This is a genomic window from [Empedobacter] haloabium, from assembly GCA_008011715.2.
Taxonomy (GTDB): domain Bacteria; phylum Pseudomonadota; class Gammaproteobacteria; order Burkholderiales; family Burkholderiaceae_D; genus Rugamonas; species Rugamonas haloabia.
The window spans coordinates 1,464,357-1,481,424 of sequence record CP136508.1; the positions used below are offsets into that span (position 1 = coordinate 1,464,357).

Genomic DNA, 17,068 nt, shown 5'->3' on the forward strand with positions numbered 1-17,068 from the left:
CGAATGCAAGAGCTGGGGTCGGACCCGTCGGGTCCGACCCCCGATTTTGGTCCTTGGGTTACCTGACGTTACCTGGGCGCCAGCCTACAAGCAATAACGGGAAAATATCTTGAGCCTGACTACCTACACCGCCCCCGCCCTCGACAAAGTCCGCGTCCTCGTCGTCGGCGACGTCATGCTGGACCGCTACTGGTTCGGCGACGTCGGCCGCATCTCGCCGGAAGCCCCGGTGCCCATCGTCCGCATCGAGAAGCGCGAAGCGCGCCTGGGCGGCGCCGCCAACGTGGCACGCAACGCCGCGGCGTTGGGTGCGCACGCAGGCCTGCTGGGCGTCGTCGGTGCCGACGAAGCGGGCAGCGAAGTCGAACAGATGCTGCACGCCGGCGGCATCCACAGCTTCCTCAAGCGCGACGAAGCCATCTCCACCATCATCAAGCTGCGCGTGATCGGCCGCCAGCAGCAGATGCTGCGCATCGACTTCGAGGAGCCGCCCAGCGACGTCGTCCTGCGCAACAAGCTGACGCAGTATCGCGCGCTGCTGCCGGACTACGATGTGATCGTGCTGTCCGACTACGCCAAGGGCAGCCTGGTCAACGTGTCGGACATGATCATGTACGCCCGCGCCGAGAACAAGATCGTCATGGTCGACCCGAAGGGCGACGACTTCACGCGCTACACCGGCGCCACCGTCCTGACGCCCAACAAAGGCGAACTGAAACGCATCGTCGGCAGCTGGAACAGCGAGGAGCAGCTGACCGAAAAGGCGCAGAACCTGCGCGAGTCGCTGCTGCTGGAAGCGCTGCTGCTGACGCGCTCCGAGGAAGGCATGACCCTGTACACGCGCACCGACCGCTTCCACATCCCGGCCGACGCGCGCGAGGTGTTCGACGTCTCCGGCGCCGGCGACACGGTAATCGCCACCATGGCGGCGATGCTGGGCGCGGGCGCGGGCTGGAACGAGGCGGTGCAGACCGCCAACCGGGCTGGCGGCATCGTGGTCGGCAAGCTGGGCACGGCCACCGTCACGCGCGCGGAGCTGTTCGGCGCCTGAGTTTGCGCGGGCGCAAAGCGCTGCGGCCACGCTTGACCATCTGTCAACCACGGCTGTGACGGAACGTTACTGGAATCCGGGGCGCATGCCGGGCCCTGCATCCAACACATCCGGAGGACCACATGTTGAAGAAACTGATGCTGGCCGTCGCGACGATGGTCGCGGCCATGAGCATGGCATTCGCGCAGGTCGACGTGAACAAGGCCGACCAGGCCGCACTCGACACGATCAAGGGCATCGGCCCGGCCAAGTCGAAGGCCATTCTGGAAGAGCGCAGCAAGGGCGAGTTCAAGGACTGGGCCGACTTCCAGAAGCGCGTCAAGGGCATCGGCGGCAAGAACGCCGCCAAGCTGTCCGAGGCTGGCCTGCAGGTGAACGGCAAGTCGCTGGACGGCGCACCGGCCAAGCCGGCGGACAGCGCCAAGATGGCGGAAGCGAAGAAGGACGCCACGAAGAAATAAGCGGCCTGCGCCGCGTCAACGAAGCCCGGGCCCGGTCCCGGGCTTTTTCTTGCGCGGTTGTGGCTGGCGACACACAACAATACAGGCGTTGACGCATCGCAAACAATTGTTGTTCATAAATCTTTATTTCCTTGAATTATCGATGTATCCTCTTGGAATTACTTTTCGGGGAGCATCGTGATGCGTACATCGTTCAGGAACTTCGCCGCCGCCGCCGCGTTGACGGCAGCCGCCGCTGCCCAGGCGGGAAATGTCGGCATCAGCGCCGGCAGCTATTATTCGCCTACCCTCGCCAGTGCCCTGACGGCACAGGGCAATACCGTCAGTGCGGTGGACTGGTACAACGACAGCGTGCTGTCCCAATATCAGGTCTACATCCAGGATGGCAGCTCCTATGCCAACGCCGACGCGCTGGACCGCTTCGTCTTCAACGGCGGCACGCTGATCCAGCTGCCCTGGAGCTTCACGCATGTATCGTTCACGGAAAACACCGCCGTGTTCGGGCCGCGCTGGAGCGGCACGCTGCGCGAAGCCAGCCCCGCCATCGACGTGCTGGCAGCGGGCGACTGGCTGCTGAACGGCGTCACGCTGCCGGCGGCGGGCACGCAGACGATCGGCCGTGAAGTGGGCAACGAATTCGTCGAGGGCGTGACGCCCGTGCTGGCCTGGGAGGACGGTACCGCGCTGCTGGGCTACCGCCGCTATGGCGCCGGCCTGGTGGTCGGCTTCGACGTGCACCTGACCACCTCGGACGCGTCGCCGCTGTCGGCCGCCTGGTCGAACCAGGTCGTCTTCAATGCCGTCAGCGCGGTGCCGGAACCGGCCACCTGGGCGCTGCTGGTGGCTGGCGCCGGCGTGCTGCTGCTGCGTCGTCGCCAACCCGAGTAAAACGTCTCAGGCGCCCGCCGGCAGGTTCGCGAGAAACGCGTGGATCTGCGACACCACCTGGGCGCCTTCGCCGACGCCGGCCGCCACCCGCTTGGTCGAGCCGGCGCGCACGTCGCCGATCGCGAACACGCCCGGCACGCTCGTCTCCAGGGGCGAGCGCGCCGGCTGTTCATCCGGGGCGATGCCCTGTTCCAGCTTGGCGCGGCACTGCGCCTTCGTCACGTCGTGCCCGGTGCGGATGAAGCCCTGGGCATCGACGTCCACGCCGCAGTCGCCCAGCCAGTCCGTGTTCGGATCGGCGCCGATGAACAGGAAGACGCGGCCCACGTCGCAATCCGTCTCTTCGCTGGTCCGGTTGTTGCGCAGGCGGACCTGCTTCAGGCCATCCTCGTCGCCTTCCAGCGCCACGATCTCGGTATGCGTGTGCAGCTCGATATTGGCCGTGGCCTGGATGCGCTCGATCAGGTAGGTCGACATCGTCGCCTTCAGCCCTTCGCCGCGAATCACCATGTGCACCTTCTTGGCATGGCCGGACAGGAACACGGCCGCCTGGCCGGCCGAGTTGCCGCCGCCGACCAGGATGACTTCCTCGCTGCGGCACAGGTTGGCCTCGATGCGCGAGGCCCAGTAGTAGATGCCGCGGCCTTCGAACTGCTTGATGTTGGCCAGCGCAGGCCGGCGGTAGCGCGCCCCGCATGACAGCACCACGGTGCGGCCCTGCACGCAGCTGCCGTCCGCCAGCTCCACCCGCAGCGGCCAGGTGTCGCACAAGAGGCGCGCGGCAGCGGCGGGGACCGCCACCTCCACGCCGAACTTCTGCGCCTGCACGAAGGCGCGGCCGGCCAGGGCGCCGCCCGAGATCCCGGTCGGGAAGCCCAGGTAGTTTTCGATGCGCGCGCTGGCCGCGGCCTGGCCGCCGTAGGCGCGCTGCTCCAGCGCCAGCACGGACAGGCCTTCCGAACCGGCATACACGGACGTCGCCAGCCCGGCCGGGCCGGCGCCGACGACGATCACGTCCCACACCTTCGATGGATCCAGCTCCGGCAGCATGCCCAGGCAGCGGCCGATGTCGGCATTGCTCGGGTTTTTCTTGACGCTGCCGTCCGGGCAGACCACCAGCGGCCAGTCGTCCGCCGTCGGCTGGTAGTACTCGCACAGGGTGCGTGCCTGTGCATCTTCCTGCGGGTCGAGGATCGTGTGCGGATGGCCATTACTGGTCAGGAAGCTCTGCAGGTGGAACAGGCGCGGATGGCCGTGCGGTCCCACCAGCACCGGGCCACCGGAGCCCACCTCCAGCAGGTTGACGCGGCGCAGGATCAGCGCGCGCACGATGCGCTCGCCCAGCTCGGCCTCGGCGATGACGAGCGCGCGCAGGTTTTCCGGCGAGATCACCAGCGCTTCCACCTCGCCGACGGCGGTGGCGTTGACCAGGGACGGCCGGCCGGCCAGCTGCGACACCTCCGCCGTGAATTCACCCGGGCCGTGCTCGGTGATGAAGGCCGAATTGCCCAGGCCATCGTAGCGGTTGATGGCGATGCGACCGGCCAGCACGACGACCATGCCGAACGTCGTATGGCCCGCCTCCAGCACGCGCACGCCGTTGTGATACGTGCGCACGGTGCCGAAGCGGTGCAGGCGGCGCACCTCCGCGTCCGTCAGGCGCGGAAAAATCTGGTGGCGGCGCGATTCGATGGTGGCGCCGATGGCGGGAACTTCGTCCTCCTTGCTGGCTTCGGGAACGAACTGGGTGGGAGTAAGCGTCATGTTGGCCATTGCGGGTCGGTACGTGGATGGGTTGCGTGCGCCCTGCAAGTCTACCCGATGGCGTGCACGGCTTGGGGCCATCGGTGCGCCGCTCTCCCGCAAGGCAGAAGCACGGCTGCGTCGTGCGTGCCAGCGTGCGGCGAATAGGCTATCCTCGTGCCAGCACAACAGGGAGACGACAATGGCGGGGCTGGCAATCAGGGGCGTGCACAAGCGGTTCGGCGAACAGCGGATCCTGCATGGGATCGACCTCGATATCGCCGATGGCGAGTTCGTCGTGTTCGTGGGGCCGTCCGGCTGCGGCAAGTCCACCTTGCTGCGCACGATCTGCGGGCTGGAAGAGCCGGACGCCGGCACGATCGCCATCGGCGGGCGTGACATGACGCACGTGGAGCCGGCCAAGCGCGGCATCGCGATGGTGTTCCAGAGCTATGCGCTGTACCCGCACATGACGGTCTACGACAACATGGCGTTCGGCCTGAAGCTGGCCGGCACGCCGGCCGCGCAGATCCGCGAGAAGGTGCAGCAGGCAGCCAGCAGCCTGCGGATCGAAGCGCTGCTGCAGCGTAAGCCGAAGGAGCTGTCCGGCGGCCAGCGCCAGCGGGTGGCGATCGGCCGCGCCATCGTGCGCCATCCCGAGGTATTCCTGTTCGACGAGCCGCTGTCGAACCTGGACGCCGCGCTGCGCGTGCAGATGCGCATCGAGCTGAAGAACCTGCACCGCAGCCTGAAAAGCACGATGATCTACGTGACGCACGACCAAGTCGAGGCGATGACCCTGGCCGACCGCATCGTCGTGCTGCGCGGCGGCAAGGTCGAGCAGGTCGGCGCGCCGCTGGAGCTGTACAACCGGCCCGGCAACCTGTTCGTGGCCGGCTTCATGGGCTCGCCCGCGATGAACTTCGTCAAAGGCACGGTGCGCGCCGGTGGCGTGGACGCGGCCGGCGTGCGCCTGGCGGTAGCCGACGTGGCGGGCCTGGCCGACGGCGCCGCCGTCACGCTGGGCCTGCGCGCCGAACACGTGCAACTGGCGCCGCCGGACAGCGCCGGTGGCATCGCCGTCCAGGTCCAGGCTACGGAGCTGCTGGGCGACTTCAGCTACGTCTACCTGCAACCGGAGCAGGGCGGCGACCAGCTGGTCGCGCGTGCCGATGCGGACGCCACCTGGCAACCCGGCCAGCGCGCGACCATCACGGCCGATGCCAACCGCTGGCACGTCTTCGACGAGCAAGGCAACGCCCATCGTCCCAACCGCTGAGCCCGTGTCCCACCACGGGGTCAGACCCCAAAGTGAGACACGAGCTCAGCCGTGCCAACAGCCCAGCCCGTGTCCCACCACGGTGTCAGTCACCAAAACGGGACACGAACTCGACAGCTGCTGGACGATGCCGCACAATGCTTGGATGACCACACTGACCATCCGCGCCGCCACGGCAGCCGACCTGCCCGACTTTTTCCCCTACCTTGCCGACCAGCTGGCCGAGAACGGTGTCGGCGGCATGCCCCTGTTCCAGCCGATGCCAAGGGGCCAGCGCAGCGTGCCGCCTGGCCGTATCGAAGCTTTCACGAATGGCCTGGCGACGCCGCTGACGGCGCCGGGCTGGCGCCGCCTGTGGCTGGCCTTCGACGGCGCCGCAATCCGCGGTCACATCGACCTGCGCGCCCGGCCCGAGGCGGAATCTGTCCACCGTGCCTTGCTGGGCATGGGCGTGCACCGCGCCGCGCGCCGCTCCGGCCTCGGCATGGCGCTGCTGGACACGGCCATCGACTGGGCCGTGGCGCACGGGCCGCTGGACTGGATCGACCTGGAAGTGCTCAGCGTGAACGAGCCGGCGCGGGCGCTGTACCGCAAGCGCGGCTTCGTGCAGACGGGCGAGATCGCCGACCTGCTGCGCATCGATGGCGAACGGCACGGCTATGCCTACATGGCACTGGCGCTGCGACCGCAAGCATCGGGCTCCGAGTCGGATTAGAATGGTCGTTTTGGGTTAGAAAAAGCTGAGCGCATGACTTACAAGACCATCGCCGACACGATCGGCAACACCCCGCTGGTGCAACTGGTGCGCCTGCCGGGCGCCGACGCCGTCGCGCGCAACAACGTCATCCTGGGCAAGCTGGAAGGCGACAATCCGGCCGGTTCCGTCAAGGACCGCGCCGCCATGTCGATGCTGCGCCGTGCCGAGGAGCGCGGCGACATCAAGCCGGGCGACACGCTGATCGAAGCCACCAGCGGCAATACCGGCATCGCGCTGGCGATGGCCGCCGCCATCCGTGGCTACAAGATGGTGCTGCTGATGCCGGAAAACCTGTCCGAGGAACGGCGCCAGAGCATGGCGGCCTATGGCGCGCAGATCGTGCTGACGCCGAAGACGGGCGGCATGGAATACGCGCGCGACCTGGCCGAGCAGATGCAGAAGGACGGCAAGGGCATCATCCTCGACCAGTTCGCCAACGCCGACAATCCGCGCGCCCACTATGAGACGACCGGTCCCGAGATCTGGCGCGACACGGAAGGCCGCATCACGCACTTCGTCAGCGCGATGGGCACGACGGGCACGATCATGGGCGTGTCGCAGTACCTGAAGGAGAAAAACGAGGGCATCCGCATCATCGGCGCCCAGCCGGAGGAGGGCTCGTCGATCCCCGGCATCCGCAAGTGGCCGGAAGCCTACCTGCCGAAGATCTTCGACAAGGCGCGCGTGGACCAGATCGAGTCGGTGTCGCAGGCGGCGGCCGAGCGCATGGCGCGCCGGCTGGCGGCGGAGGAGGGCATCTTTTGCGGCATCTCGGCCGCTGGCGCCTGCGAGATCGCACTGCGCATTTCGCAGACGGTGGAGAACGCGACGATCGTGTTCATCGTCTGCGACCGGGGTGACCGGTATTTGTCGACGGGCGTCTTCCCGGCGTAAGCCCATGGGACAGGCACCGATCGGCGCCTGTCTCCCGGAGCTGCCGGCAATAAAAAAGCGCGCCCAAGGCGCGCTGATGACGGCGGACGCACCGCGTAACGCCCTGCCCGCAAGCGGGAGGGCGCCAGCGCTGGCGCGGCATCAACCGTTGTTGTTGCTGTTGTTGGTGCTGCTCTGTGGCGTTTCGCCTTCTTTCGGCTTGAACTGCTTGTCGCTGATACGGAACTTGTTGCGGCGGTCGCCCATCAGGTAACGCAGGTCGCGGATCGACAGGTCGCTGACTTCGTGCATGCGAATCAGCAGCGAGGCGCCGACCGGCAGGCGGTGGTGGCGGATCTTGCTGATGACCGGCGGCGCCACTTCCAGCGCGCGCGACAGGGCCGCGTCGTTCTTCAGGCGCAGGTTCTCGATCAGCGTGTCCAGCAGGCGATTGGGGTTGTACTGCAGCAGATCGTCGCCTTCCGAATCGTTGTTCATATCAATACCGACTTGATTTGTCATGATACGTCTGTTCCTTCTGTAAAGTTGTTCTGCAAAGTGAAACACTCGGAGCTCAAGCTGCGCTTCAGGGCCACGTTCCGGCCGTGCGCAAGGCTGCGCGCGACGTTTCCGAGACCCCTATGTTCTCCCTTCACTGAGGAACGATACGCGGATTCCGGGATAACAAGGTTTCATAATATATACACAATTGTACAACATTCCGCAATATTTTACTCACGAGCAATAGAAAAATGGTCCATCTTTTGCTCGCCGTTGTCCTATCGCAACAATGTGTGAGAATTCTACCTGAATTTTTGTGGTAGATAAACGCACAAGAGCGGACGCGGCTTTGTCAATCGTACAATTTTAAGTGTAATATAAAACTTACCACTACTGCTGCACTAAATGCAACAGTAACGGCAGTTTCCCACAAACATTACATTCTTGCAAGCAACGAACGGAGCTTTTTACGCTCCGTTACATATGCGCGCGTTACGACCCGGAACGGGTGATGCGGACTGCGCGGCCCAGTTCGACGACGGACATCGCATAGAAATAGCTGCGGTTGTATTGCGTGATCGCGAAGAAGTTGTTGCTTGCTACCCAGTATTCGGTCGGCTCCGAGCCGTTCTGGAGGTCCACCAGCCCGTAGAGCATGCTTGGCGGCAAGGAGGATGTGGTGACGATGCCGGCCCCCGTCAAGTCTTCCGGGCGAACTTTTGCTTCGAGGCCAAGATTCAGGTATTGCTCCCACGCGCGGCTGGGCGATACGGTGGCGTGATAAACGATGGGACCAGGCTGGTCGCGTTGCCAGCCATGGCCGACCAGGAAGGCCGCCACGCTGCCGATCGCGTCCGCTGCCGAGTTACGCAGGTCGATGCGGCCGTCGCCGTCGAAGTCCACCCCGTACTTGACGATATTGCTGGGCATGAACTGCGGCATGCCGACGGCGCCGGCGAACGAGCCTTGCAGCGAGAGCGGATCGATGCCGGTCTGGCGCGCGTACAGCAGGGTGGCCTCCAGCTCGTCGCGGAAGAACGCCATGCGCGCATCGCGGTTCGGTGCGACCGGGTAAGCGAAGGCCAGCGTCGTCAGCGTGTCGATGACACGGAAGCGTCCCGTATCGCGGCCGTAGATGGTTTCCACGCCGATGATGCCGACCAGGATCTCGGCCGGTACGCCGTACAGCGCCTCGGCCCGCGCCAGCGCCTCGGCATTGTCGTTCCAGAAGCGCACGCCGGCGTTGATGCGGATCGGTTCGATGAAGCGGCTGCTGTAGACCGTCCAGTTCTTCGGCTTGCCCGGCGGCGCCGGCTTGACCAGCTGCACGACGGAATCGAGGTAGCGCACATTCGACAGCAGGGAGGCCAGTTCGGTACGGCTGAAGCCGTGCTTGCCGACCATGTCGTCGACGAAGGCCTGCACTTCCTTCCACTGGCCGAAGTTGACGAATTCCCCGGTGTAGTAGTCGCTGGCGGGCGCCGCGACGGGCTTTTTCGCCGGCTTGGCCTTCGACTTCTTCACGTTCTTGTGGGGCGCCGCGAACACTTCGGGCGGGCACAGGCTGGTGGCGGCCACGAGGGCGGACAGCAGCAGGGTGACTAAGGGTTTGTTACGGAATCGCTTGGCAAATGTCATGGAAAATCGTGGATCAGCGCAATAGTGAGGCCAGCCTGGCGGCGGACCGGTTTCGTTCATCGTCGTCGAGTGCGCGATAACGGAGCGCACTATAGAGTTCCAGAAATTCCGCATAGGCGGCCTTCCGCTCTTCCGGCAGCGGCAGCGCCCGCACTCGGAGTACCAGGCTGTGCGGTCCCTCGCCGGTCGCGGGCACGAGTCCGTGACCGGCCAGCTGACGGCACAGGCGGGCGTAGGCCGCCTGCACCGGATCGGCCGCGCGAGCCCGTCGCAGGCGTCGCCAGCCCCAGATCAGCAGGCCCAGCAGTGCCGCCGCTGCGGGCGTGTGCCAGGTGCCGACCTTGTCCCATAGTTCCGCAAGGAAATTTTGCTGCCGTTCGGGATTGTAATCCAGGACCCATTGATTCCAAGCATTATTCATCGCATTGATGCGAAAACGCAGGCGCGAAAGCCACGAATCCTTGTCGTTCTGCAAAGCGATCAGCCCGGTCAGGCCGAACGGTGCCTGCGCCGGCAAGGCGCGCGCGAGGCTGGCATTGACCCGTTCCGGCGCCACTGCCGCGGTGGGATCGACGCGGCGCCAGCCCTGGCCGGCGATCCAGACCTCGGCCCAGGCGTGCGCATCGGACTGGCGCACCGTGACGTAGCCGTCCACCGGATTGAATTCGCCGCCCTGGTAGCCCGTGACGACGCGGGCCGGGACGCCGGCGGCACGCATCAGGAACACGAACGAGCCGGCAAAGTGCTCGCAGAAGCCCTGGCGGGTACGGAACAGGAACTCGTCCACGCTGTGGCGGCCCAGCAGCGCCGGCTCCAGCGTGTATTCGAAGCGCTTCTCGCGCAGCAGGCGCAGGACGGCATCGACGATTTCCGGCGTGCCTTCGCGCCGTTCTTGCGCCAGCGCCCGCAGTCGCGCGCCCAGTGCCAGCGTCAGCGGATTGAAGCCCGCCGGCAGTTGCAGCCACTTGCCTGTCAGCGCCGGGTCCAGGTCGGCCTGCAATGTGTACTGGCTATGCGCGGTGGCGCGGTAGCGGATGCGTTGCTGCAGTGGACGCAGGGTGAAGGTCTCCAGTTCGTCGGACGTGGCCACGCGCTGGCCCGGCACCGGCAGGTCCGGGCGGGTCAATTCCAACGTGAACAGGTAGCGCCGCTCGCTCGCTTCCATCGTGATCTCGTGGCGGATCGCGCGCCCGCCCAGGGCCATCGTCAGGCCGTCGGCGTTCCTGCGGTAGGGCGTGCCGCCAATGCGGGTCCAGGTGCGGCCGTCGTAGTTGCTGAGCACCACGCCGCGCCAGTACAGCCGGTTCTGCGCCGGTGCCGGATCGAGGAAGCGCACCCGGAACGCCACTTCCTCCGACAGTGCCAGGTTCGTCATCGAGCCGGGCGCCATTGTGTCCGAGATGCCGGTGCGGGCCGAGCGGGCATCGCCCGGCAGGCCCCATAACGGCCCCTGGATGCGCGGGAAGCCGATGAACAGCAGCGCCGCCAGCGGCGTGGCCAGCAGGGCCACCTTGCCGGCCAGGCGCACGCGCCGCGCCAGCGGCGGCACCGCGCCCGTGTACTGGAACGTCAGCTGTGCCGTCAGCAGCACCACCAGCGTGACGGCCATGCCCAGGGCGGTGAGCATCGTCTGCGAATAGAAGAAGTTCGTCAGCAGCAGGAAGAAGCTGAGGAACAGCACGACGAACAGGTCGCGCCGCGCATGCATTTCCAGCAGCTTGAACGCCAGCAGCAGCGCCAGCATGGCCACGCCCGGGTCGCGCCCCAGCAGCGTGCGGTAGGAGTACCACACGCCTGCCATCGCCAGCAGCGCGACCGGCAGCAGCAGCCAGACGGGCGGCAGGCGCCGGCCGCGCCACGTCAGCAGGGCGCGCCAGAACAAGGTGACGCAGACGGTGGCGCTGGTCCACAGCGGCAGGTGGGCGAAGTGCGGCGCGATCACGAGCAGCGCCGCCACGACCAGCAGCAGCGTGTCGGCCTTGTCGCGCGTCAGCACGGGCAGGCGCATCAAGTACCTCCCGCGTCGCCGTACAGCGCCAGCGCGCGCAGGCAGGCGGCGCGATGCGCATCGCCCAGCGCGGCCGGATAGTGGTGGTGGCCCAGCCGGAAGGCATACGGCAGCGCGCGTGCCTCGGCCTGCAGCACCCACTGCGTCATGCGCGCCAGCCGCAGCTCGAGGTCGAGTTGCAGCGGCAGGTCGGCGAAGTCGAGCAGCAGCTCGGCCACGGCGCCGCCGTCGAAGTGCTTGGTGACGAGCTGGCCGCCGTCCTCCGGGTGCAGGCGCGCGATCTGGCGCCAGGCCAGGTGGCGCATCGGGTCGCCGGGCTGGTAGCTGCGGATGCCGGCGAAGTTGTCCAGCCCCACGGTGCCGTGGCCTTCCGCGCTGGCATCGCCGCGCGAGGGCAGCGGCGGGGCATCCTGCTCGGGGAACGGGTAGACCAGCACGCGCAGGTCCGGCTGCCAGTTGCTCCAGGCGCCGAACAGGCCGAGCGGAAAGCGCGTCGTCAGGCGCACCGGTGGCGCCACCAGCCAGCCGCGCCGGCTCGCCGGCACCGTCAGCGTGACGGCGGTGCTGGCGCCGGCCGCCACGTCCACCGCATGGGCGGGCTGGGTGCGCCACGGCGTGCCGGCCGGGTGGAAGCCGATGCGGATGGCGCAGCGGTCGGCCTGGCCGTCGTTATGCAGCTGCAGCTCGAACTGCGCTTCCTCGCCCGCGAAAACGGGCTGCGCCCGTCCCGCGAGCAGGCGCAGGCCGGCCAGGTTGCGCACGGTGAGCACCATGTCGACGATGGCACAGGAGCCGGCAAAGAACGTCAGCGCAAACCCCAGCCCCAACGTGTAATTGATGGCGCCGACCAGCATCAGCACCAGCAGGGCGACATACGCCACGCCGGCGCGGCTGGGCAGCACGTAGACGCGGCGCATCGTCAGCACGGTCGCGGCGCTGCGTTCCGGCATGCGCGAGGCCGGTCTGGCCATGGCTAGACCGGCACGGACTGCTGCAGCCGCAGCACCAGGTCGCGGCTGGCCAGCGCCACGCCGTGCGCCGACTTCAGGGGGCGCAGCCGGTGCGCGCAGACGGGCACCAGCACGGCCTGCACGTCCTCCGGCAGCACATGGTCGCGCCCCTCCAGCGCGGCCCAGGCGCGCGCCGCCTGCAGCAGCGCGAGCGCCGCGCGCGGCGACAGCCCTTCGGCGAACGAGCCGTTCTGGCGCGACGCCTGGGCCAGCGCCTGCACATAGTCGACCAGCGCGGCCGACGCGTGAATCCGGCGCAGCCCCTGCTGCGCCGCCGCCAGTTCGGCGGGCGTCATCGCCGCCGGCAAGGTCTTGAGCAGCGCGCGCCGGTCCTCGCCCAGCAGCAATGCCCGCTCCGCGGCCGGGTCGGGGTAGCCCAGCGAAAGGCACATCAGGAAGCGGTCCAGCTGCGATTCGGGCAAGGGGAAGGTGCCCACCTGGTGCGTGGGATTCTGCGTGGCGATGACGAAGAACGGCTCGGGCAGCGGCCGCGTGACGCCGTCCGCGCTGACCTGGCGCTCCTCCATCGCCTCCAGCAGGCCCGATTGCGTCTTCGGCGTGGCGCGGTTGATTTCGTCGGCCAGCAGCACCTGCGTGAAGATGGGACCGGGGTGGAACACGAAGCCATTCTTTTCGCGCTCGTAGATCGAGATGCCCGCGACGTCGGCCGGCAGCAGGTCGCTGGTGAACTGGATGCGGTTGAAGCGCAGTCCCAGCGAAATGGCCAGCGCGTGGGACAGCGTGGTCTTGCCGACACCCGGCACGTCCTCGACCAGCAGGTGGCCGCCGGCCAGCAGGCAGGTCAGCGCCTGGCGGATCTGCAGGTCCTTGCCGACGATGATGGTCCCCACCTGGCGCGCGACGTCGTGCAATTTTGCATACATGGTGTCTGATATCATGGTGCCTGTGATGCAGGGGATTCTACCCTGCGCCATTGATCATGCGGTACGGAAACGAGCGGGTACAGACCACAGCACAATGACCACAGCCATTTACAGCCATCCCGATTGCCAGCGTCACGAAATGGGGCAATGGCACCCCGAATCCCCCGCGCGGCTGCAAGCCATCGCCGACCAGTTGATCAATGCGCACATCGACGACCTGCTGGAGCATCGCGAAGCGCCCCTGGTGGACTTGGCCGACGTGGCGCGCAATCACTCGCCCAACGCCATCGCCATCGTCAAGACCCAGCCGCACGAGGGCGACGACTACTATCCGATCGACGGCGACACCTCGCTGAACCGGCACAGCTGGCAGGCCGCATTGCGCGCCGCCGGGGCGGCGGTGGCGGCGACGGATGCCGTCATCGATGGTGAAATCGATAACGCCTTCTGCGCCGTGCGACCGCCCGGCCACCACGCGCGGCCGTCGGCGCCGATGGGCTTCTGCCTGTTCAACAACGTGGCCATCGCGGCGCGCCACGCGCTCGATGCGCGCGGCCTGAGGCGGGTCGCGATCATCGACTTCGACGTCCACCACGGCAACGGCACCGAGGAAGCGTTCCGCGACGAGCGCCGCGTGCTGATGGCGAGCTTCTTCCAGCACCCGTACTATCCCTACGTGGACGCGCTGCCGATCACGCCGAACCGGATCAACGTGCCGGTGCCCGCCTACACCAAGGGCGACGTGGTGCGCCAGCTGGTGCTGGACAAATGGCTGCCGGCGCTGCACGCGTTCAAGCCGGAGATGATCTTCATCTCGGCCGGCTTCGATGCCCACCGCGAGGACGACCTGGGCGGCATGGGCCTGGTGGAGGCGGACTATGCGTGGATGACGGAGCAGTTGGTGGCGGTGGCGAAAAAGCACGCCAGAGGACGCATCGTCAGTTGCCTGGAGGGCGGCTACAACCTGTCGGCCCTGGGGCGCAGCGTGGTGGCGCACGTCAAGGCGCTGGCGGAAATATGAGAGACCCATGGTGTCAGGCACCTATCTGCGGGTCGGAGACCCGCAGATAGGTGCCTGACACCGCAGGGTTACGTCCCATATTCGAATTCGACCATCGCATCGTCGCCCCAGCCCCCATCGGCCAGCGGCGGCGTGAAGCGGCGCGCGTGTTGCCGGTTGACGGGCAGGGCCTCGCGCCGCGAACCCTCGCGCAGCCAGGCCGCGCGCAAGGCCTGTGGCGCCTCGAAGGCAGTGTGCGCCAGCGGCGAGTGGCACGGCCCGCCGTTCGCTTCCAGCGCGCCGCGCGCCTGCGGCGTCAGCGCCTCGCGGTCGATCGCCCACTGCACCGCGCATTGCAGGCGCAGGTCGCCCAGCCGGCGCGCATTGGCCGGCACGCCCGGGCTGCGCACGTCCGGCCGCCAGCGGAACGAATTGCGCTTCTTGTTCAGTACCAGTTCGGCGCGGTCGGCCAGCGCCGCCGCGCTGCGCGGGAGCACGAAGCCGCCGTCGGCCGCCAGCTCGACGGGCAGGCTGACCGTGTCGCCGCTGATCGTCAGGGTCAGGCCGTCCAGCGTTTCGCCGGTTGCGGCGGGACGCAGCAGGAAGCGCAGCGCGGCTTTCGGCGCGTGCGCGCGCTCCAGGTCGAACGCGTCCAGCCCCTTGACCATCGTGCGGTAGGCCTTCAATTCCGGGTCGCGGATGCCTGCCACTTCGACAACGGGGGCAGCGTTCGCAAAAGCGTGGAAGGCGAGCAGAAGGGCGGCAAGTTTCATGGCGGGACGAATGGCGGGCAGGCGTCTATGGTACCAGCGACTTGCTGCCAAGAAAATAGGCGACACGCCACAGTCCCGGTAAAATAGCGGATTGATCCAACGATTTTGAAGGCAACAGCATGGCTATCCAATGGTTCCCGGGGCATATGAACGCCGCCAAGAAAAAGGCGGCGGAACAGATGGCGGACGTCGACGTCGTCATCGAGGTGGTCGATGCCCGCCTGCCGGCCGCCAGCTGCAATCCGCTGGTGGAGGAGCTGCGCAAGTTCCGCTCCAAGCCCTGCCTGAAGATCCTCAACAAGATCGACCTGGCCGACCCGGACGCCACGGCGGCCTGGGTACGCCATTTCGAGCAGGACAGCAGCGTGACGGCCTACGCGATGACGACCAAGAAGCCGGCGGACGTGGCCAAGGTCATCGACAAGGCGCGCGCGCTGGCGCCGCACCGCGGCGTGCCGACCAAGCCGCTGCGCATGATGATCATGGGGATTCCGAACGTCGGCAAGTCCACCTTGATGAACGCGCTGCTCAAGCGCCGCGTCGCGAAGGTGGGCGACGAGCCGGCCGTCACCAAGACGCAGCAGAAGATCTACCTGGACATGAACACCGCCATCATCGACACGCCCGGGCTGTTGTGGCCGAAGATCGAGATGCCCAGCGACGGGTTGGCGCTGGCGGCCAGCCACGCCATCGGCGCCAACGCCCTGATCGAGGAAGAGGTGGCGACGTGGCTGGCGGAAGAGCTGCTGCGCCGCTACCCGCAACTGCTGCAGGCGCGCTACGGCTTCAAGGACATCGCCAGCATGGACGGCATCGCCGTCGTCGAAGGCCTGGCGCAGAAGCGCGGCTACCGCATCCGCGGCGGCGACTGGGATTTCGAGAAGGCCTCGCACATGCTGCTGCAGGACTACCGCAGCGGCGCGCTGGGCCGCATCTCGCTGGAGACGCCGGAAACGCGCGCGGCCGCGCTGGCGGTGTTCCAGGAAGAGGAGCGCATCAAGGCCGAGAAGGCGGCAGCCAAGGCTGCCGAGAAGGAAGCGGAGCGGATGCGGGGCAAGCGCGGGACCTGAGCCCGCGGCGGCCGATCCGCAGGGGTCTGTCCCCGGTAAGTGGTGGCCGACGCGCTTGCCGTTGACGTCACTAGGGGACTGACCCCGGTTTTAACCGCCGCTATCAACCTGTTCTGTTCGCGCTCGAGCGATGCGATAAAAATCGGGGTCAGTCCCCTGACGAAGCCGGTGGCGAGCGCTGGGGCGACCACTTATCGGGGACAGACCCCAGCTGATCATCCGCCAACACTTACCTCGGCAAACCCTAGCCAAACCGGAAGCTCGACACCGCCAGCGCCCCGAAGAAGTCCTCCTCGTGATACACGACGCTGGCCGGCTCGTCCTCCGCCGCGCCCAGCGCCACCATCAGCGGCAGCAGGTGCTCCTCGCGCGGGTGCGCCTGGCGCGCTGCCGGCGCCCGTTCCCATTCCAGTAACGCCTGCGTGCGCTGCGCCGGCGGCAGCGCCATCGCCTCCCGTAACCAGCCGTCGAACGCATGCGACGCCGCCGCTCCCGCCGCATTGAACGCGCGCAGGTTGTGGTAACTGAGACCGCTGCCGACGATCAGCACGCCCTCGCGCCGCAGCGTGGCCAGTGCTCGCCCGGCGGCCAGGTGTTCGGCCGGGTCGAGACCGTGGCGCAGCGACAGCTGCACGATCGGCACGTCCGCCCCGGGAAATACGGGATACAGCGCCGAGAAGGTGCCATGGTCGAAGCCGCGCGCGTCGTCCAGCGCGGCCGGCAGGCCCGCACCCTGCAGCAGCGCTTGCACCCGGGCCGCCAGCGCAGGGTCGCCCGGCGCGTCGTAACGGATCTGGTAGGTGTGCGGCGGGAAGCCGCCGTAGTCGTAGATCATCGGCGGGCGGGCGCCGGACGACACCATGAAGTCACGGCCCTCCCAGTGCGCGGTGACCGCCAGCACGGCCCCCGGCTTGCCGCCGACCTGGCGCGGGATGTCGCGCAGCGACGCGTCCAGCGCGTCGTAGGCGCTGCCGAACTGCTCGCGCATCCACGGCCAGGGGCCGCCGCCGTGCGACAGGAAGTAAGTGGGAAGAGAAGTCATGCAGTGCTCCGTTCAATCGGGATCAGCACCGACTATAGGACCGCGCGCCTGCGATCGCAACGGCCAAAATCTCGATACTGACGTTCGACT

General features: G+C 67.3%; 16 protein-coding genes. 8 read left to right on the plus strand and 8 right to left on the minus strand.

Features of this window, described 5'->3' with window-relative positions; translation table 11 throughout:
- Positions 1 to 109: 109 nt before the first annotated feature.
- The 3 genes from rfaE1 (at position 110) to E7V67_006445 (ending at position 2,400) form a co-directional block, all read left to right on the plus strand.
- Positions 110 to 1,051: a D-glycero-beta-D-manno-heptose-7-phosphate kinase gene (gene rfaE1, locus E7V67_006435; GenBank protein ID WUR14742.1), complete on the plus strand. Its 942-nt coding sequence runs from the start codon at positions 110 to 112 to the stop codon at positions 1,049 to 1,051.
- 122 nt (positions 1,052 to 1,173) lie between these two features.
- Positions 1,174 to 1,512 carry a helix-hairpin-helix domain-containing protein gene (locus E7V67_006440; protein WUR14743.1) on the plus strand — a complete coding sequence of 113 codons (339 nt, stop codon included), beginning with the start codon at positions 1,174 to 1,176 and terminating at the stop codon, positions 1,510 to 1,512.
- 180 nt (positions 1,513 to 1,692) lie between these two features.
- Complete coding sequence (locus E7V67_006445; protein WUR14744.1) at positions 1,693 to 2,400, plus strand: PEP-CTERM sorting domain-containing protein; 708 nt, start codon at positions 1,693 to 1,695, stop codon at positions 2,398 to 2,400.
- 6 nt (positions 2,401 to 2,406) lie between these two features.
- Here E7V67_006445 and E7V67_006450 read toward each other — a convergent pair whose 3' ends face one another.
- The gene (locus tag E7V67_006450) at positions 2,407 to 4,164 is read right to left on the minus strand and encodes an FAD-dependent oxidoreductase (protein WUR14745.1); all 1,758 of its coding nucleotides are present in this window, start codon (positions 4,162 to 4,164) and stop codon (positions 2,407 to 2,409) included.
- Positions 4,165 to 4,345: 181 nt separating this feature from the next.
- Between E7V67_006450 and ugpC the strand changes: the two genes are divergently transcribed.
- From ugpC to cysM, 3 genes are all read left to right on the plus strand, one after another.
- Positions 4,346 to 5,422 (plus strand): sn-glycerol-3-phosphate ABC transporter ATP-binding protein UgpC, encoded by a 1,077-nt coding sequence (gene ugpC / locus E7V67_006455; GenBank protein ID WUR14746.1) that lies wholly within the window; start codon positions 4,346 to 4,348, stop codon positions 5,420 to 5,422.
- 145 nt (positions 5,423 to 5,567) lie between these two features.
- Positions 5,568 to 6,137, plus strand: a complete 570-nt coding sequence (locus E7V67_006460; GenBank protein ID WUR14747.1) for a GNAT family N-acetyltransferase — start codon at positions 5,568 to 5,570, stop codon at positions 6,135 to 6,137.
- Positions 6,138 to 6,170: 33 nt separating this feature from the next.
- Positions 6,171 to 7,073: a cysteine synthase CysM gene (cysM, locus tag E7V67_006465; GenBank protein WUR14748.1), complete on the plus strand. Its 903-nt coding sequence runs from the start codon at positions 6,171 to 6,173 to the stop codon at positions 7,071 to 7,073.
- Between the two features lie 141 nt (positions 7,074 to 7,214).
- Here cysM and E7V67_006470 read toward each other — a convergent pair whose 3' ends face one another.
- The 5 genes from E7V67_006470 to E7V67_006490 all read right to left on the minus strand — a co-directional run bounded on the left by E7V67_006470 (position 7,215) and on the right by E7V67_006490 (position 13,093).
- A complete protein-coding gene (locus E7V67_006470; GenBank protein ID WUR14749.1) occupies positions 7,215 to 7,550 on the minus strand; it encodes a hypothetical protein in 336 nt (111 codons plus the stop codon).
- Positions 7,551 to 8,045: 495 nt separating this feature from the next.
- Positions 8,046 to 9,191 carry a lytic murein transglycosylase B gene (gene mltB / locus E7V67_006475; protein ID WUR14750.1) on the minus strand — a complete coding sequence of 382 codons (1,146 nt, stop codon included), beginning with the start codon at positions 9,189 to 9,191 and terminating at the stop codon, positions 8,046 to 8,048.
- Positions 9,192 to 9,204: 13 nt separating this feature from the next.
- Complete coding sequence (locus E7V67_006480) at positions 9,205 to 11,199, minus strand: DUF3488 and transglutaminase-like domain-containing protein (protein ID WUR14751.1); 1,995 nt, start codon at positions 11,197 to 11,199, stop codon at positions 9,205 to 9,207.
- On the minus strand, positions 11,199 to 12,170 hold the full coding sequence (locus tag E7V67_006485) for a DUF58 domain-containing protein (protein ID WUR14752.1): 972 nt from the start codon (positions 12,168 to 12,170) through the stop codon (positions 11,199 to 11,201). The genes E7V67_006480 and E7V67_006485 overlap by 1 nt, the downstream gene beginning before the upstream one ends.
- A 2-nt stretch (positions 12,171 to 12,172) precedes the next feature.
- On the minus strand, positions 12,173 to 13,093 hold the full coding sequence (locus E7V67_006490; protein ID WUR14753.1) for an AAA family ATPase: 921 nt from the start codon (positions 13,091 to 13,093) through the stop codon (positions 12,173 to 12,175).
- 94 nt (positions 13,094 to 13,187) lie between these two features.
- On the opposite strand from E7V67_006490, the gene E7V67_006495 reads away from it, so the two are divergent.
- Positions 13,188 to 14,114, plus strand: coding sequence for a histone deacetylase family protein (locus E7V67_006495; protein WUR14754.1), 927 nt, complete (start codon positions 13,188 to 13,190; stop codon positions 14,112 to 14,114).
- 68 nt (positions 14,115 to 14,182) lie between these two features.
- Here E7V67_006495 and E7V67_006500 read toward each other — a convergent pair whose 3' ends face one another.
- On the minus strand, positions 14,183 to 14,866 hold the full coding sequence (locus E7V67_006500; protein WUR14755.1) for a hypothetical protein: 684 nt from the start codon (positions 14,864 to 14,866) through the stop codon (positions 14,183 to 14,185).
- A 119-nt stretch (positions 14,867 to 14,985) separates the two neighbouring features.
- On the opposite strand from E7V67_006500, the gene ylqF reads away from it, so the two are divergent.
- Positions 14,986 to 15,936, plus strand: a complete 951-nt coding sequence (gene ylqF, locus E7V67_006505; protein WUR14756.1) for a ribosome biogenesis GTPase YlqF — start codon at positions 14,986 to 14,988, stop codon at positions 15,934 to 15,936.
- 244 nt (positions 15,937 to 16,180) lie between these two features.
- Here the strand turns inward: ylqF and E7V67_006510 are convergent, their stop codons facing one another.
- Positions 16,181 to 16,978: a class III extradiol ring-cleavage dioxygenase gene (locus E7V67_006510; protein ID WUR14757.1), complete on the minus strand. Its 798-nt coding sequence runs from the start codon at positions 16,976 to 16,978 to the stop codon at positions 16,181 to 16,183.
- Between the last annotated feature and the right edge of the window lie 90 nt (positions 16,979 to 17,068).

What these genes read in the sequence shown, in the direction of transcription:
- ylqF (WUR14756.1), top strand. Translation starts at nt 14,986, where the DNA reads ATGGCTATCCAATGGTTCCCGGGGCATATGAACGCCGCCAAGAAAAAG.
- E7V67_006460 (WUR14747.1), top strand. Translation starts at nt 5,568, where the DNA reads ATGACCACACTGACCATCCGCGCCGCCACGGCAGCCGACCTGCCCGAC.
- cysM (WUR14748.1), top strand. Translation starts at nt 6,171, where the DNA reads ATGACTTACAAGACCATCGCCGACACGATCGGCAACACCCCGCTGGTG.
- E7V67_006480 (WUR14751.1), bottom strand. Translation starts at nt 11,199, where the DNA reads ATGCGCCTGCCCGTGCTGACGCGCGACAAGGCCGACACGCTGCTGCTG.
- E7V67_006445 (WUR14744.1), top strand. Translation starts at nt 1,693, where the DNA reads ATGCGTACATCGTTCAGGAACTTCGCCGCCGCCGCCGCGTTGACGGCA.
- mltB (WUR14750.1), bottom strand. Translation starts at nt 9,191, where the DNA reads ATGACATTTGCCAAGCGATTCCGTAACAAACCCTTAGTCACCCTGCTG.
- ugpC (WUR14746.1), top strand. Translation starts at nt 4,346, where the DNA reads ATGGCGGGGCTGGCAATCAGGGGCGTGCACAAGCGGTTCGGCGAACAG.
- E7V67_006450 (WUR14745.1), bottom strand. Translation starts at nt 4,164, where the DNA reads ATGACGCTTACTCCCACCCAGTTCGTTCCCGAAGCCAGCAAGGAGGAC.
- E7V67_006490 (WUR14753.1), bottom strand. Translation starts at nt 13,093, where the DNA reads ATGTATGCAAAATTGCACGACGTCGCGCGCCAGGTGGGGACCATCATC.
- E7V67_006470 (WUR14749.1), bottom strand. Translation starts at nt 7,550, where the DNA reads ATGAACAACGATTCGGAAGGCGACGATCTGCTGCAGTACAACCCCAAT.
- E7V67_006500 (WUR14755.1), bottom strand. Translation starts at nt 14,866, where the DNA reads ATGAAACTTGCCGCCCTTCTGCTCGCCTTCCACGCTTTTGCGAACGCT.
- E7V67_006485 (WUR14752.1), bottom strand. Translation starts at nt 12,170, where the DNA reads ATGGCCAGACCGGCCTCGCGCATGCCGGAACGCAGCGCCGCGACCGTG.
- E7V67_006440 (WUR14743.1), top strand. Translation starts at nt 1,174, where the DNA reads ATGTTGAAGAAACTGATGCTGGCCGTCGCGACGATGGTCGCGGCCATG.
- E7V67_006510 (WUR14757.1), bottom strand. Translation starts at nt 16,978, where the DNA reads ATGACTTCTCTTCCCACTTACTTCCTGTCGCACGGCGGCGGCCCCTGG.
- E7V67_006495 (WUR14754.1), top strand. Translation starts at nt 13,188, where the DNA reads ATGACCACAGCCATTTACAGCCATCCCGATTGCCAGCGTCACGAAATG.